This is a genomic window from Mesorhizobium sp. USDA 4413, assembly GCF_056280365.1.
In genome coordinates, this window is sequence record NZ_JBVPRP010000001.1 from 2650915 (window position 1) to 2666027 (window position 15113).

Annotated in this window: 9 protein-coding genes and 2 pseudogenes; 4 read left to right on the forward strand and 7 right to left on the reverse strand. The window is 59.4% G+C overall.

The window, feature by feature from the left end:
* The first annotated feature begins 25 nt into the window (after nucleotides 1-25).
* The gene (locus ACVMIM_RS12710; RefSeq protein ID WP_040982661.1) at nucleotides 26-778 is read left to right on the forward strand and encodes a Crp/Fnr family transcriptional regulator; all 753 of its coding nucleotides are present in this window, start codon (nucleotides 26-28) and stop codon (nucleotides 776-778) included.
* Between the two features lie 472 nt (nucleotides 779-1250).
* Here the strand turns inward: ACVMIM_RS12710 and ACVMIM_RS12715 are convergent, their stop codons facing one another.
* The 3 genes from ACVMIM_RS12715 to ACVMIM_RS12725 form a co-directional block, all read right to left on the reverse strand.
* Nucleotides 1251-2690: a glycosyltransferase gene (locus ACVMIM_RS12715; RefSeq protein WP_476112294.1), complete on the reverse strand. Its 1440-nt coding sequence runs from the start codon at nucleotides 2688-2690 to the stop codon at nucleotides 1251-1253.
* 37 nt (nucleotides 2691-2727) lie between these two features.
* The gene (locus ACVMIM_RS12720) at nucleotides 2728-3375 is read right to left on the reverse strand and encodes an HAD-IA family hydrolase (RefSeq protein WP_476112296.1); all 648 of its coding nucleotides are present in this window, start codon (nucleotides 3373-3375) and stop codon (nucleotides 2728-2730) included.
* Between the two features lie 191 nt (nucleotides 3376-3566).
* Nucleotides 3567-5063 carry a GMC oxidoreductase gene (locus ACVMIM_RS12725; RefSeq protein ID WP_476112298.1) on the reverse strand — a complete coding sequence of 499 codons (1497 nt, stop codon included), beginning with the start codon at nucleotides 5061-5063 and terminating at the stop codon, nucleotides 3567-3569.
* A gap of 432 nt (nucleotides 5064-5495) precedes the next feature.
* On the opposite strand from ACVMIM_RS12725, the gene ACVMIM_RS12730 reads away from it, so the two are divergent.
* Nucleotides 5496-6632 (forward strand): Fic family protein, encoded by a 1137-nt coding sequence (locus ACVMIM_RS12730; protein ID WP_476112300.1) that lies wholly within the window; start codon nucleotides 5496-5498, stop codon nucleotides 6630-6632.
* Here ACVMIM_RS12730 and ACVMIM_RS12735 read toward each other — a convergent pair.
* A pseudogene (locus ACVMIM_RS12735) lies at nucleotides 6629-7003 on the reverse strand (MFS transporter); the annotation flags it as partial. The gene ACVMIM_RS12730 and the pseudogene ACVMIM_RS12735 overlap by 4 nt on opposite strands.
* A 397-nt stretch (nucleotides 7004-7400) precedes the next feature.
* Between ACVMIM_RS12735 and ACVMIM_RS12740 the strand changes: the two are divergent.
* Nucleotides 7401-11783: a Ulp1 family isopeptidase gene (locus ACVMIM_RS12740; RefSeq protein WP_476112302.1), complete on the forward strand. Its 4383-nt coding sequence runs from the start codon at nucleotides 7401-7403 to the stop codon at nucleotides 11781-11783.
* A gap of 452 nt (nucleotides 11784-12235) precedes the next feature.
* On the opposite strand, the gene ACVMIM_RS12745 is transcribed toward ACVMIM_RS12740, so the two are convergent.
* Together ACVMIM_RS12745 and nadA are read right to left on the reverse strand one after the other, a co-directional pair.
* Complete coding sequence (locus ACVMIM_RS12745) at nucleotides 12236-12979, reverse strand: GGDEF domain-containing protein (protein ID WP_476112303.1); 744 nt, start codon at nucleotides 12977-12979, stop codon at nucleotides 12236-12238.
* Between the two features lie 186 nt (nucleotides 12980-13165).
* Nucleotides 13166-13672 (reverse strand): annotated as a pseudogene (gene nadA, locus ACVMIM_RS12750) (quinolinate synthase NadA); the annotation flags it as partial.
* A gap of 398 nt (nucleotides 13673-14070) precedes the next feature.
* On the opposite strand from nadA, the gene ACVMIM_RS12755 reads away from it, so the two are divergent.
* Nucleotides 14071-14283, forward strand: coding sequence for a cold-shock protein (locus ACVMIM_RS12755; protein WP_040982680.1), 213 nt, complete (start codon nucleotides 14071-14073; stop codon nucleotides 14281-14283).
* A gap of 174 nt (nucleotides 14284-14457) precedes the next feature.
* On the opposite strand, the gene ACVMIM_RS12760 is transcribed toward ACVMIM_RS12755, so the two are convergent.
* Complete coding sequence (locus ACVMIM_RS12760; RefSeq protein WP_040982682.1) at nucleotides 14458-14919, reverse strand: Ros/MucR family transcriptional regulator; 462 nt, start codon at nucleotides 14917-14919, stop codon at nucleotides 14458-14460.
* Nucleotides 14920-15113 lie beyond the last annotated feature (194 nt).

Consider the following 15113-nt stretch of genomic DNA (forward strand, 5'->3'; position numbering starts at 1 on the left):
GGCGATCAGATCGGGAGAGCGATCAATGACACAACGGCACGGCCCTCACAGTTCCGGCATCCCCGCCTATTGCCTGTCTTGCCAGGCACGGCACCATGGCCTCTGCAGCGCGCTCGATCCAGATCGTTTGGCCAAGCTCGCCAGGACTTCGTCACGGCACAGGGTCGAACCGGGCGTCGAATTGATTGGCGATGCCGAGACCCTCAACAGCTATTCGAACGTGCTTTCGGGCGTGGTGAAGCTGACGAAGAGCCTCTCGGACGGCCGCCAGCAAATCGTCGGTCTGCGGTTCGCGCCGGATTTTCTGGGACAGCCCTTCAAGGCGAAAAGCGCGATCTATGCCGAAGCGGCAACGACTGTCTCGATATGCTCGTTTCCGAAAGAGGCAATCGAAAAGATGATGAAGCAATCACCGGAGCTCGAGCATCGCCTGCTCACGCAGACGCTGAACGAGCTCGACGAAGCACGCGAATGGATGGTGACTCTGGGCTGCAAGACCGCGCCTGAGAAGGTAGCGAGCTTTCTTCTCATGATCGCCCGCAACATCGGTTCCAGTGCTGGCCCGGCAGCCAGATCGGCGCGCTTCGATCTGCCGCTAACGCGCGCCGACATCTCTGATTTTCTTGGAATTACAAATGAGACGGTGAGCCGTCAGCTGACCAGACTGAGAATGGACGGCGTGATCCGGATCGAGAACAGCCGCCGTGTCACGGTAGACGACATGAGCCGGCTGGAACAACGTTGCGGTGGGCGGTGGCCGAGGCGAAACCGCTGTTGAACGAGACCTGCGGCCGGCTCGCTCGTGGCCGGCCTGGCCGCCTCTCCCGTTCCCGCCCGCTCCATTCGCTATGCTCCCATGCTGGGGACAATGCGGCTACGCGGAGCCGGCAGGGGGGCCTTTCTACAACCCTGCTGCTTTCGTCAGGTGACGCCGAATAAATCGCGCGGGTTTGATACTTGCGAGTCATTCCGCAGAGCGGCCGAGCTGCTCGTGGACATATGACTCATCGATTTCGGCCATGGAGGCAAGGCCCGGCTAGCACCGAATGCCACCCCTTTGCCGTTCGCCTTCGGGCAGATCGCCGCACACGCTGGCCGCAAACCCGCGCGTTTGATGAGACGGGTAACTTCTTGGCCGCTGAGTGGCCTGGCGGCGACCTTTTTGCTGTCAAGTGACTTAGAGAACTGACCCGATTTTTCGCAGCCGGTCACACCTTACGTGTCCTGCGGTGCCACGTCCGGCGCCTGGTTCAGATGACTCTTGCATTGAATGAATCGCGATAACGCACCTCAAAACTGGAGAGAGCTGATTGAATCGAGTGATACCACTTTGGGATTTGCGAGATCTGCGTGCTCGAGCGCAGACAGTGTTCGCGTGCGGTTCTGGCCATCTCCTCAAAATCACTATAACCGACCGCAAGGCGATGCATCATTTCTGCAGCTTTGTCCTCGATGTCCGGCTCGTGGAGGACAACGCCATTAAGCCCATTTACGACCTGCCTCTTCAGACCAAAGGCGGACGACACTACGACGGGTTTGCCTCGGAACAGAGCCTCCGTTGCCGTAAGGCCGAAACCCTCTTCGCGAGATAGAGCAAATACTCCATGCGCGTTCTGTTGCAGCCGGCCGACGATTTCCGCATTTGCGTCGTGGTCCTTCATCGAAATACAGACCAGATAGACGCGCCGCCGCACTTCCTCCGATAATTGAGTGCATAATAGGACGCATTTCTCGAAATACTCCCGTCCTTCAGGATCGTCGGCAACATCCAAAGGATCCGGTCCCGCGATCACCAGGCGTGTATCGTAGGCTTCCGCGAGCGCCGTTTTCACAAAGCGATCGTAAGCGGCGATAATCCGGTCAATACCTTTCAGTCCATCCCACCTGGATACATGAAGGAAGTACCGTGAGTCGAGAATGTCCTGAAGAGAGGGGGTGGGCTCGAATTCTTGGCCGTTGAACGAAACCAAATGGTCTAGCGTCTGGCTTGCTGGCCCTTCATAATTACGGTTCTTGCTTGAAAATGGGCTGATGGATGGCGGGATGATATCTATAGGCAGATCAGTATCAAAGGCATATTCCTTGGCGCTTAGGACAATGCGTTGGAATTGATGGAGGTATTCGCCCAAGAATCCCCAGATTTCGTCGACCGTCGGGGTGCGCTTTGGATAGCCGATGTGGCATCGCCAGATAGCCGGGTGCGGGTGAGATTCAAGGAACTTCGCAGCCGCAACAAGAGGCTGCGGATCATGAATTACCAGGAAGCCGTCAGGCCTGATGATCCTTTCCAGCTCCGTAGCGCCTTTCTTCGATGCCTCAAGATAATGCGGGAGCAGATCATTCAAGCCTGCCACGTTGACGTCGTGAAGAGAATTATGAAGCGCTTTGGTGAATTGAAAGAATTGCTCTTCCTTCGGCTTAAAGATGAGCCAACGCACATCAAAACCAAGGTCCCGAAGCAGGCAAATGTGATGTGGAAGCATTTCGGCCACCCCACCGCCGAATGCGGTGGAATTTATGTGCCAAATGCAACGGCTGCCGATCATGTTACGAGCTTCTCCGGACGAACGAAATAGCTCATCGAGGAGTTCCTCATAATGGTTTCGCTCCGCCACGTAATGGGCAAGTACCGAGCCTTCTACCAGCACCTCATCAAAAAGTGAGGTGCGGGGTTTCGTTGATACTTTCATCGTGGCCCCTCCCTTAGGTCTGTGGAGCAGGTTCAACTCAGCTGGTTTGAAAGGAAGCCTCGCCAAAGTTCTCTATCCAGCCCCTTGTGTCAGGATGACCTCTGGCGTTGGGGCCGACGCCGACGCAGTCGCAGCCTGCCGCGATCGCCGCTTCAATTCCGGTGGGGGAATCCTCAAAAACCAAGCATCTTTTGCCGGCGATGCCCAGCATTCGCAACAGCGTTTGATAGGGTTGCGGATACGGCTTTCCCTGACTGACGTCCTCGGCTGCAATCATGATCCGCGGCCAGGAGATTCCAGCCGCCTCAAGGCGGGCAAGGGCCGAAACCCGTGCCGAAGAGGTGACAATAGATCGCCTTTCTGCTGGGATAGAGCTATAGAACTCTACGGCGCCCTCGACCGGTTGCAACAGTCCCATCGCTTGAACTTCGTAATCCGCAATGCGATCTGCCTCGCGTTCTGGCGAGAGATTGGGCGCGATCGCCGCCACCAAATCGACGTCGCGGCGGGCGGCCGACATTCGCACCGCGTTATCCGGAGAGATCCGTTCCTCCCTTGCCCATCGACGGAGTGCGCTTTCGACCACAGCCTCCGAATCTACAAGGGTTCCGTCCAGATCGAAGGCTACGTGATCATAGTCGTCGAGATGAACATTAACGGTTGCGGTTTTCGTGCGATTTTTCAAGGCTTTCCGCCCCATATCAGCCCCAATGATGCTTATTGGAAAGGCACGCTCTCTCTGCGGTGTGAAATGCCTCCGCGCACTATTCGACCATGGGCTGGGTCAGTAACCTGTGCAGTCATGTCTTCGTCCCAACAGTGTGCCGGCTGCAAAGCGGCAAAAAATGCACCGTCCATGGAGCCAGGACCGAGCATCTAAGTTGCGCCTTTACCGTGTGACATAGCCATTCGCCTGGCGTTGGCCATGATTGTGTGGGTCGGATTGCTGTTCCCGGCGAAGTTCATAACGGAGCCATCCATCACATGGATGTTGGTCAACCCATGGACCCTGCCGCAGCTGTCCACGACCGAGTTCCTCGGATCACTACCGGCGCGCATCGTGCCGTGCAGGTGGGAGCTGCCTTTTCCCGGGAAATATGGCTCTCGCTCGATGCGGCATGCGCCAAGGTGGCGCAGGATGTCATCCGCGCGATCGGCGAGAAAATTCCTTCGTGCACGGTCATTTTCCGAGCTTCGGTATTCGAAACGGATATAAGGGGTACCGTACTGGTCAGCGGCCTCGTCAAGCGCGACGCGGTTATGCGACCATGGCTCTTCTCCGGCTATGTAGTGCAGGCGCACGACGCCGACGTTCTCATTCGGCGACGCGAAATTCGCTTCATAAATGAGCCCACCAAATTTGCAGGGCGCGCCGTTATGTTCGTAGAACTCATCGGTATAAACGGTCGAATGCGGTCCCCAGTGGGGAGCAAATGCATCGGAGCCCCGATCGGCCCGCTCCATGTAGCCGACGGAGTAGCCGCCAATCTTGAACGAGAGGCCGCGTCCAACGAGGCCGGATTCATTTCCTATTCCCTTCGGAGCATGGTCACCCTTCGACCGGAGCATCAATGCCGCTGTTTGTACCGCGTTTGCGCAGACGATGACCCTTTCAATTGGGATCCGGATCAGTTCCGACGAGAGCGGCACATAGCACTCAAGGGCTCCAGCCCGACTGTCGTTCTGCATTTGGATCCGGTTGACGAAACAGCCGTATAGAACCGAGATTGACCCTGGCAGGGCGGAGTCATCCAAAATGTTTCTTGCAAGCACTGATGCTCTCGCATCCGTAGGGCACGCGAGTTCATCGCAAGCCGAACAATTGATGCATCCCTTGTTGCTCCCTGGCGACCTGATTGCTAGTGGGATGGTTTTTGATCTTATGCCGAGTTCCTGCATTGCATTGGATAACATCAGTCCACGCGGACTGGGTGGATACGATGGAAGCCCATTCGCGCCACTGATCTCCAAGAGATGCTCGATCTCCAAATAGTAGGGTTCGAGCTCCTCGAGGGTAATCGGCCAGTCAATCGCCATGTCAGTCGTAAGATATTGGGAAGCTGACAGATCTGCTTGTCGGTATCTGAACGTTATCGCGTTGTAGAACGGCATCCCGCCGCCGACGCAGGACGCTGTCCAGGGGTTGCCATCGGCCTGACCATTGGAAGTGAATGCCTTGCTGTAGGGCTCTTGATGAGGCCCGAGCATGGCGCCAGGATAAGCCGGGCCTCCATATTCCAGGACGGCCACATGGCACCCCTTTTCAGCAAGTGTCCGGGCGACGATCGATCCAGATGGCCCGGAGCCGACAACAACCGCATCGAAGTTTGTGTAATTACTCGCGTGCGCCGCAATGTGTCTGATGTCCGTCACGGGTAATAGTCTCCTGTGGGGTGTGCGGTAGCGGGCCAGCGGGCGGTGCTCGCGATGGAGGTCAGGAGTTGCTTTATACGGGACGCGTAGTGGGGGGCGGCGATGCCTGTCGGACCGGTGGCTGGGTGGCGACAGTTGACGAAGAGGCCGTCGTGGGTGGATGCATTCGGAAGACCAGCGGCGGCGGCATTGGTGGGGTGACCATCAAACGTCTTCTCCTTTTCAGTGACGTGTTGCGGACGGCAGCGCATTTACTGTGCCAACGAGAAACCGTTTTAATTCAACCGATGCTCGTACTCTGGTAGTCGCATTTCCAACATTGTCGGACATGGACAGTGCCAAACACCAAGCGCTCGCGGGCTCGGCAGCGATAAGATTGCTATTGCTCACTTTTTTCGCTATCATGAGTTATAGAAAGGCGCTCTATAGCTCATGGCATGGAATTGGGAGCAGGCCGACTGGCCGCATTTTACCTACGACAAGATGGCATTGGATCCGCTGGAAAGGGAGTTCCTGTTGCGATCGGGCGAGTTCCTGGGCGTGTTTCGCCATGTCAGCCCCGATGACCGCGACCAGATCCGCATCGATCTAATCAGCGAAGAGGCCTTGAAGACATCCGAGATCGAGGGGGAGTATCTCAACCGGGAAGGCCTGCAATCATCCTTGCGGCAGCAGCTTGGGCTCGGAGGGGAGAATAGGCCCATCCCGCCCGCCGAGCGGGGCATCGCCGAAATGATGGCTGACGTGTATCTGCATTTTGCCAACCCGCTCTCGCATCGCACGCTCTATGCCTGGCACAAGATGGTGATGTCCGGCGAGCGGCGTATCAAGACGATCGGCAACTATCGCCAACATGCCGATGTCATGCGGATCGTCTCTAACCGGTTGGACAAACCCAAAGTGCATTTCGAGGCGCCGCCCTCATCGCGCGTGAAAGCCGAGATGGACGCCTTTACCATCTGGTTCAACGATACCATGCCCAAGGGCAAGACTCCGCTTCCCGCGCTGACGCGCGCCGGTATCGCGCACCTTTATTTCGAGAGCATCCATCCGTTCGAAGACGGCAACGGCCGCATAGGACGTGCCCTTTGCGAAAAAGCGCTGGCGCAAAATCTGGGCGAGCCGAGCCTCATCGCGCTGGCCTACACGATCGAGCGTCGCCGCAAGGCCTATTATGGTCATTTAGAGGCCAGCAACAAAAACAACGCGATCACTGATTGGCTGATCTACTTCGCCAGCACGATTCTAGAAGCGCAGCGCGTAACGCTCGCCCGCGTCGAATTCTCCGTTGCCAAGGCCAAGTTCTACGAGCACCACCGTGGGCAGTTCAACAAACGCCAGGAAAAAGCCGTCGCCCGGATATTCCGTGAAGGTATCGACGGCTTTAAAGGCGGCCTCAGCGCGGAGAACTATATCGCCATCACCCAGGCATCCCGCGCCACGGCGACAAGGGACCTGCAGGATCTGGTTGCCAAGGGTGCGCTGACAAGAACTGGTGAACTCCGACATACACGTTACATGCTGAACATTCGTGACAATCGTGCGTATATGCCATCAGCGAATGACTAAGTCTGTACCACCGCACGGCGGTCAAGCGACTGCGACAGCACGGCCACGGCGACGGCCAGAAGCGCGAGCGTAGCGCCCACCAGCGGCAGGTTCGCGTACGATACGCCCCAGGAGATGGCGAGGCCGCCGATCCAGGCGCCGCCGACATTGCCGACATTGAAGGCGCCCTGGTTGAGCGTGGCGGCGAACAGCAGGGCCACGGCGAGCAGCGTGGGGACCACCGTCGGCATCAGCTTCCAGTCCGCAAACCTGCCGCCGATGATGTTGCCGATGGTCATGCCGGCGCCGAACAAGAGCAGCACCCAGGTGACGGTTGCCGTCGACAGGCCGCAGACGCCGGTGAGATAGGGCTTGATGTACGTGAAGACGGCCGGCGACGAATGCGTGCCACGGATGAACCGCATCGTGCCACTTCGCCACCAGGCCATAGAGACGAACCCGATCAGCGCGCGGGGCGTGTGAAAGCTGCGTTACGTGAGCGACACGACCCTCACAGCGACGCCTCGAGGCAACCGGCCGCGGATCGCACCGGGCGGCATGCACGAGGTAGGCATCAACCGGATACGACAGCTTCGCAACCGCAGCCGGACGGGCTTGTCGAACAGGGTGATCGGCGGGCCGCCACAAGTGCCTCCCCCGCCTGGAGTGATGATCTCGACTACGTCGTGCAGCACTCTCATCTGTCAGCTTGTTGAAAGGCAAGCCCCCTAGAATAGTGTCCAGCCGCCAAACCGTCTTGAGCTGCTCTGAACAGGCAAAGGAGATAGGATGGATCCCTTCAACAATATCAATCCATCCCGCGTCTCGGATAGAACCCGCACAGACGACGCAGGCTCGCAACCACAGCAGGCCGACCAGGCGAGTTTTCAGGAGCATTTGAATGCCTTGCAACCGGGCTGGCATTGGCCGGCCGTTCCAAACAGCCGCCTTGCCAGGCGGCGTGGCGGCTTGCACGCAGATGCGACTGGATCGAGGCTGCCGCAAGAGGAGGGCGCCGGGGAAGGCGGCTCGCGCTTGCCCTTTGCTCCACCAGCCCACTCACCCGTGCAGAGTTTCGACCAGGACGAGGTCTTTGCCGCCGCCGACCGGGCCGGGCCGTTGCCGGCTGCAAGTTTCGCCTCGGCGCAGTTCTGGCAGGAGGCGGAGCGCGTGGCCCACTCACCCGCGCCGAGCGTCAATCAGGAGGAGCATCCGCGTCGCCGTGCAGCGATTGGGGACGCTTCCGAAGCTTTGAGTTCCATGCCGCCGCCGCGGGTCAATCTGCCGGGCAGGGGATTTGGAAGGGCAGCCGAAAGCGTGAATCCCCCTGATGTCGTCGCGGAGGCGTATCGGCCTGCGGCCAATCAACAGCGCGATCTGACCGGCGCGCGCCACACAATGCCGACCGAGGCGACGCGCCAAGGTGCCGTCGTTCAGCAAACCCGCAGTCGCAAGCGAAGCCGCGAGCACCCGGACGAGATGCTTTTTGCCGCCTACGGCGCGCGGGCTAAAGCGTCCACGATGAGCGAAGGGTCGATCGAGCGCGACATAACCGCGCTGCGCAAGTTCAGCACATGGCTTGAGAAGAAACACCAGAGCCAAATCCAAGGCCGGACTGAAGATGAGCAACTGGATAGCCTGACGAAGGACTTCGCGGCCAACAATGCTAAGTTATTGAACCAACTTAATGTGGCGCTGGGAAGGCTCCGGCAAGTCTCCGCCGGACAGCCGGTGAAGGCTGCTTCGAATGTTCGACCTGGCACCAAGGACGATGAGGAAATCTTCGCCGAATACCAGGCAAAGGCCGTGGCGGCCGGCCTCAAAGAGGGAACCATGAGGGGCGACCTAGCGGCGCTACGCAAGTTCAGCAAATGGCTTGAAAAGAACCACGGGACGCAGATCGTCGGACGGATGGAGGATCGGCAGCTGGACATCCTGGCGAAGGACTTCGCGGGCGACAATACTAAAATATTGTATCAACTTAACGGGGGGTTGGGAAGGCTCCGGCAGGCGTCCGCCGGACATTGGGTGGTAACTGGTTCGTCTGTCCCATCTGGCACCAAGGACGATGAGGAACTCCTGGCCGAATACCAGACAAAAGCCGTGGCTGCCGGCATCAAAGAGTCTACCTGGAGAGGCGACGTCTCGACATTGCGCAAATTCAGTGCATGGCTGGAAGGAAATCATCAGAGCCAAATCTACGGCCGGATTGAAGATCGGCAGTTGGACAGACTGGCGGCGGAATTCGCGGGCAACGACACGGCGCTGCTCAGTCATGTTAACATAGCCCTGAAGAGGCTCCGGCAAGCCTCTGCCGGACAGCCTGTGAAAGTCGCAAGGACTGTTCAATCCGGCACGAAAGACGATGAGGAACTCCTGGCCAAGTACCAGACAAAAGCCGCGGCTGCCGGCCTCAACGAATCTACCGGGAGAGGGGACATCGCGGCGCTGCGCAAGTTGAGTGCATGGCTTACAGAAAACCACCGGACGCAGATCGTCGACCGACTTGATGACCCGGGGCTGGATAGGCTGGTGGCAGCCTTTGCGGACCGCGAGGGCGGGCGTATCCACGCGGCGTTGGCAAGGCTCCGGCAAGCCTCTGCCGGACAGCCTGTGGTAGCCGCTCCGACTATCCGTGGCACGAAAGACGACGAGGAACTCTTCGCCAAATACCAGGCAAAAGCCGCAGCCGCCGGCCTCAACGACAGTACGATGAAGGGTGACTTGCTGGCGCTGCGCAAGTTCAGCGCGTGGCTTGAGGAGAACCGCCGGACCCAGATCTCCGACCGTCTTGACGATCCTGGATTGGACGCCCTGGCTGCAGCCTTTGTAGAGCGCGGGGGCGGGCGCATCCATCCGGCGTTGGGAAGGCTCCGGCAAGCCTCCACCGAACAGCGGGTGACAGCTGCTAAAGGGCGTCCTATCAGCCAAGAGAACCAGGTGATTGAGGATGCATGTAAGGCAGCTGCAAGCCGGTACCCCAAATCTACGCTAAGCACCTATCGGGGTATTTTGACCCGTTTCGACCGGTGGCTTCATCAGAATTTCGCGAAGGGCATTACCCAGATTGAGCCCGCGGTGCTGAGCCGGGCGGTGGAAGAGTACAAGAAGAACGCAGGCCAAACTTTCGGCACGGCCTGGGGCTTTCTGCAGCGATACCGGCAAATGGTCGAAGCCAACAATGCGCTGGGCCTGTCAGCCCATGGGCAAGCGGCGCCGCCCCAGCAGGCAAGCGATCCGCCGACTGGAACTGCCCAGAGCGTTCCCTTCTCGCCCATCCCAATGTCGCCGGGCGATCCGGCCTGGGACGTGCTTCGAGCCTTCAATCAGGAAGAGACCGCACAGCCTAGGGCGCCAACGGCTGATCAAGTGATCGAGGATGCATGTAAGGCGGCCGCAAGCTGGTACCGCAAAAGCACGCTAAGTAGCTATCGCAGTATTTTGGGTCGTTTCAACGAGTGGCTTGGTCAGAACTTCGGCAAGGGCATTTCCCAGATTGAGCCGGCGGTGCTGAGCCGGGCGGTTGAAGAGTACAAGAAGAACGTAGGCCCGACATTCGGCACGGCCTGGGGCTTTCTGCAGCGATACCGTCAAATGGTTGCAGCCAACGATGCCCTGGGCTTGTCAGCCCATGGGCAAGCGGCGCCGCGCCAAGAGCCAAGCGGTCCGCCGACTGGAGCTGTCCAGAGCGTTCCCTTCTCGCCCATTCCGATGTCGCCGGGCGATCCGGCTTGGGACGTGCTGCGAGCCTTCCATGAAGAAGACGCCGCACAGCGTGGTGCGCCAACGGGTACCAGTGTGCCGCAGTTCCATCAGACGACATCGCTCCCGCCACAGTTGGCCCCCGTATCGGTCCCATCCTCGCCTGCTCAAAGTGCCGACTCGTCCTCGACCTTCGCCGGCCTTGCGCCGCTGTCGCCTGCCCCTTATCGGCGTCCGGATTTCGATCTCAATGCGCTCACGCCCGAGCAACTGGCCGAGGATGCTGATAGCGGCTCGCGCCATTGGGCCGCCGATGCCGGCTCGGCAATTGCCCAGCCCGGCTCGTCACGTAGATCATCGCAGATCTATGCCGGTCTTGATGACATCGTCGACTTGCAGGACGATGCCGGCTCCGCGCCGCGGTCGGACGCTGCCAGGTCGAGATCGATTGCCGGGCCATCGCCGTCATCGAGCGTGCCTGGCGAAGGTTCCGCGGCGTCGAGCGCTGCACATGGCAGGCTCCCGGATCTCGGGCCACAGCTTGGCTCGTGGGCGCAGGCCGGTCGGGGGGCAGGGCCTGCCGCCTCGCAGGAAAGCTACGACCAGTCGCAGCTCTGGCGCGAGGTGGACCAGGCCGGAAGGCAAAGACCTGCCGGTTGGGAGCGTCCCTGGTCAGGGTGGTCGCCGCAATCGGATCAAGATCGGGGGCCAACGCGGCGGTCCGCGTCAGCTCGCTCGTCAGATATCTACCGCGGCCTTGGCTCCCTGGTCGATCTGCCCTCCACACCGGCCGAGCTGCGTGACGATGCCCATTATGCCCCGCCTCCAGCCACAGCCTCCGAGGCTCGGGCTGGGGCGCCCGATCCGCGAGCCTCCTCGTCCGACCGCAGCGAACTGGCGCTCGGCGCCACGCAATGGCTGGGGGATCAGCACATCCATGCAGACTACGAGCTGCTGGAGCAGGAGCTGCAGAGGGACAATCCGGATCTCGCCGCCCGAACGCGGCTGGTCGATCCCCTGGTCGCGCATTACCATCTGCGCCTGGGCTCCGACAATGCCGCCCTCAGGGCTTTCCAGCGCATCGTCTATGATCGCGATGGCAGTGATACGGCCGACTTCCTGTTCCTGCCGGTGAGCAATGCCAGCGCTACCGATCCTGAACGCCGCGGTACTCACTGGTCGCTGCTGCTGGTTGATCGACGCGAGCGGGAAAGGCCGGTTGCCTATCATTACGACTCCTACGGCGACCAAAACGGCGCCCTCGCGCAAGGGCTCGCCGAAAGGCTGGGCGCCCGCTCGCAGCCCGTGCGCATGGCCCAGCAGGCCAACCAATTTGATTGCGGGGTCTTCGTGCTTGACGGCACGCGGGCCCTGGTCAGGCAACTGGGGCAGGGTCGGCACCCAGCCGTGCCGCACCTTGACAATCTTGTCGTCGGTCGCCAGGCGCTGCAAACCCGACTGCTCCGCTAACGTGTGATATAGCTGGGGCTGAAGCGGCGCTTATAGATGTCGAGCGGTCGGCCGCCACGACAGCTTCTTCAAGCTCGGTGGTTGCTGTTGGCCGTCGAGATAGTGTCCCGGAACTGATGACTGATTGCCGAGACGCTCGATTGAAGCAGCCTGGGAACGACGGTGTCAGCTTGGGATCAGATGATAACCCCTCCAACCGTGGGGCCAAGAGCCTATGAGAGAATCCTGCCCCATAGTTTCCCCTTTGCCTTGGCAAGGGCGACGGACCCGGAGCCGGACACGGAGTACTGCTGCTCGATCTGCGCTTGGCGCATGCCCGGCCGGGGGGCCCGTCAGCACTTCATTCGCCAACATCATTGCGCATCTCGCCATGCACACAGGCCGTCTCTGGCAAGACCTTGGCGACAAGCCAGCGGATGCGCCCGAAAAGACTGGCCAAAACGGGGGGCCAGCTATGGTGCCACGACTCGCGATCTGGACATCTCGTAGTCGAACGCAACGCGATTTCGGCCACGTTGTTTCGCTTCAAAGAGGCATCGTCCTGCCGTGCGAAGAACATCTTGGGTGTCTGCATTGCGAGCAATTTCTGCACCGCCGATGCTGACGGTCACCTTGACATCGTCCTGTTGCGCTTTGGTCCAAGGAATTCCTTCGATTAGACGGCGGATGTTCTCCGCGATGGTCATTGCCTGCTCCTTGCGCACCCCTCGTAGCAGGACCCCAAACTCTTCGCCACCAAGGCGCCCAACTGAATCGCCAGAGCGCGTCAAGTAGACAAGTGCTTTTGCAATTCGAACCAAAGCCTCGTCACCTTTGGAATGCCCATGCTTGTCATTGAACAAGGAGAAGTGATCCGGGTCGATAAGGAGAAGTGTGTCGTATTCATCCTCGTCGCGCTCCCTGTCCATCTTTGCCATGAATCCGCCGCGGCTGAGAAGCCCCGTCATCGGGTCGTGGCTGGTGACGAATGCCAGCCTGTCGTGCGTCTCGCTCAGGGCCGCATACGACTTCTCCAACTTGTCACATGTATCCTGGATGGTTTCCGCCTGGGCGAAGATGTAGGCACTGACCGGCATTCCGATCAGGATGGGAATGAGGGTGCATTCCACCCAACTCAGCCAATCGATCGGCATGTGCAAAGCGGTTCTTGCCGTGAATGACAGACCAAAGGTCGCGACGATTGCTATGATCGTCACGACCGTTGACTTGCCTAGAATACGCTTGCTTCGAGGCGCCATGTTGGATCTTTTAAGATTAGCAGGGCTTCTTTAAGGAGCGGCTCTGAAAGAGCCGTTACCAAGTCATTTAAGATTATTCCCAACGAGACGGGGTGGGAATATTGCGCGGTCATCTGAGGTCGAGAGAGCAGCGCTGCGCGAGACGTCGGGCAGCATGATCACCCGCGGCACTTTGAGGGACTTCACGACGGCGAGCGCATTGCCAGAAGTGCAGCAAATGTCGGACTCGGCCTTCACGGCTGCAGAGGTGTTGACGTAGGTGATGACCGGAAACGCCAGGGTAGCGCTGCCGCGTCGGCCGCACGTCCTCGGCCGTGATCGAGTCGGCCAGCGAACAGCCGGCGGCAGAATCCGGGATAAGCACGGTCTTGTGAGGATTGAGAAGCTTGGCCGTTTCCGCCATGAAAGGCACGCCGGCCAGAACGGTGACATCCGCATCGACCGTCAATGCCTGCGGGCCAGCCCCAGGCTGTCGACGACAATGTCGGCAACACAGTGGAAGATCTCTGGCGTCTGATAATTGTGCGCCAGGATTACCGCATTGCGCTCGCGCTTCAACGCCAGGATGGCGTCGATGTCATCGGCAAAGGCCGGCCATTCGATTGGCGCCGCCGGACGCGCTCGTAGAGCGACTGGTGCTCGCACTTGCATAAAACTGGTCCAAACGCGACAGCCGCGGTAGGTAAGGCAAGGAAAGGGCAGGGCTTTTGCCCGCCGTCAAGACGCGGCGAGCACAATCACAGGCTGAGATAGTCTAGCACACGTATTACCGGCACCTCTCGTTCGCATCACAGAGAAGTTTCGCCGTCCATGGATGGCGCGTGGCACGCGACGCTTTTTGGGCTGACCGACCGGCAGACCGGCCCCTGCCAAGCGAGGCCGCTGCGGGACAAAGCAGTTGTTAACGTCACAGCCGGTATCGTTCAGTTGATTTTCCTTCTGGCAATTGAAGCCCTTGCGATTTCTTGTTTTTGCTGCGCCTATCCCCAGGTCAGAATGTTAACCGGCTTGGGCAAACCAACGCTGCAACCGATATAAAGGGAGAATGCATGGCAACTGGAACTGTCAAATGGTTCAACAGCACGAAGGGCTACGGCTTTATTCAACCCGATGGGGGTGGCCCGGACGTTTTTGTCCACATTTCCGCTGTGGAGCGTTCGGGTCTTTCGACCCTCGCTGACGGCCAAAAGGTCAATTACGAGATCGAGCAGGACCGTCGCACCGGAAAATCCTCAGCCGGCAATCTCAGCAAAGTAAAGTAGGCTGACGGATTTTGCCCACGGACAACCGCCGCCCGGCAGCGAACACCGACCCGCAGACCAAATTGCGAGTGAGATGAATCGACGAGGCTTTGCGCAAATCGTTTTAAGCCGGGAAACGCAGTGCAAGATGCGGGGGCTCTCCCCGCCTTTCAAGTCAGCGCACCGGAACAACGCTCAGTCCGTGCCGTTTTTGCGGGTCCTTTTTGCAGGTGCAGCCTGCTCGGTCTGACCAGGCTTTCGACCGAGCCCCATCGTCTTGGCCAAAGCAGACCGAGCGGCGGCATAATTCGGCGCAACCATCGGGTAGTCTGCCGGCAGGCCCCACTTTGCGCGGTATTCCTCAGGCGTGAGACCATAATGGGTCGAAAGATGCCGCTTCAGCGACTTGAACTTTTTTCCGTCCTCCAGGCTAATGATGTAGTCGGGCGTGACCGACCTCTTGATGGCAACGGCTGGCGGGCGGGCCTCAGGTTTCGCGACGGGGCCGCCGATCGTGCCCTTCAACGCGGCATGCACTTGGTCGATCAGGCCTGGAAGCTCGCCCACGGGGACCGGATTGTTCGAAACGTAGGCAGAGACGACGTCGGCGGTAAGCTCGATGAGAGCGTCAGTATTGTTCTCGGCTTCTTCTGTCACGGAAATGCTCCTGTTTTTATGGCTTCTGCGAAGCTCGACTTCATTAGAGAAGGCAGCCGCAGAACGCAATCAAAGTTGTGCTAGGTCTTTCCAAAATACCTTCTTCCAGCTTGGCACCAGGCCGCAATCACAGGCATTGCGACTTGCCGCCCTTGCATATTCTAACGGGACGATTGATTTGTGCTTCGCCTATG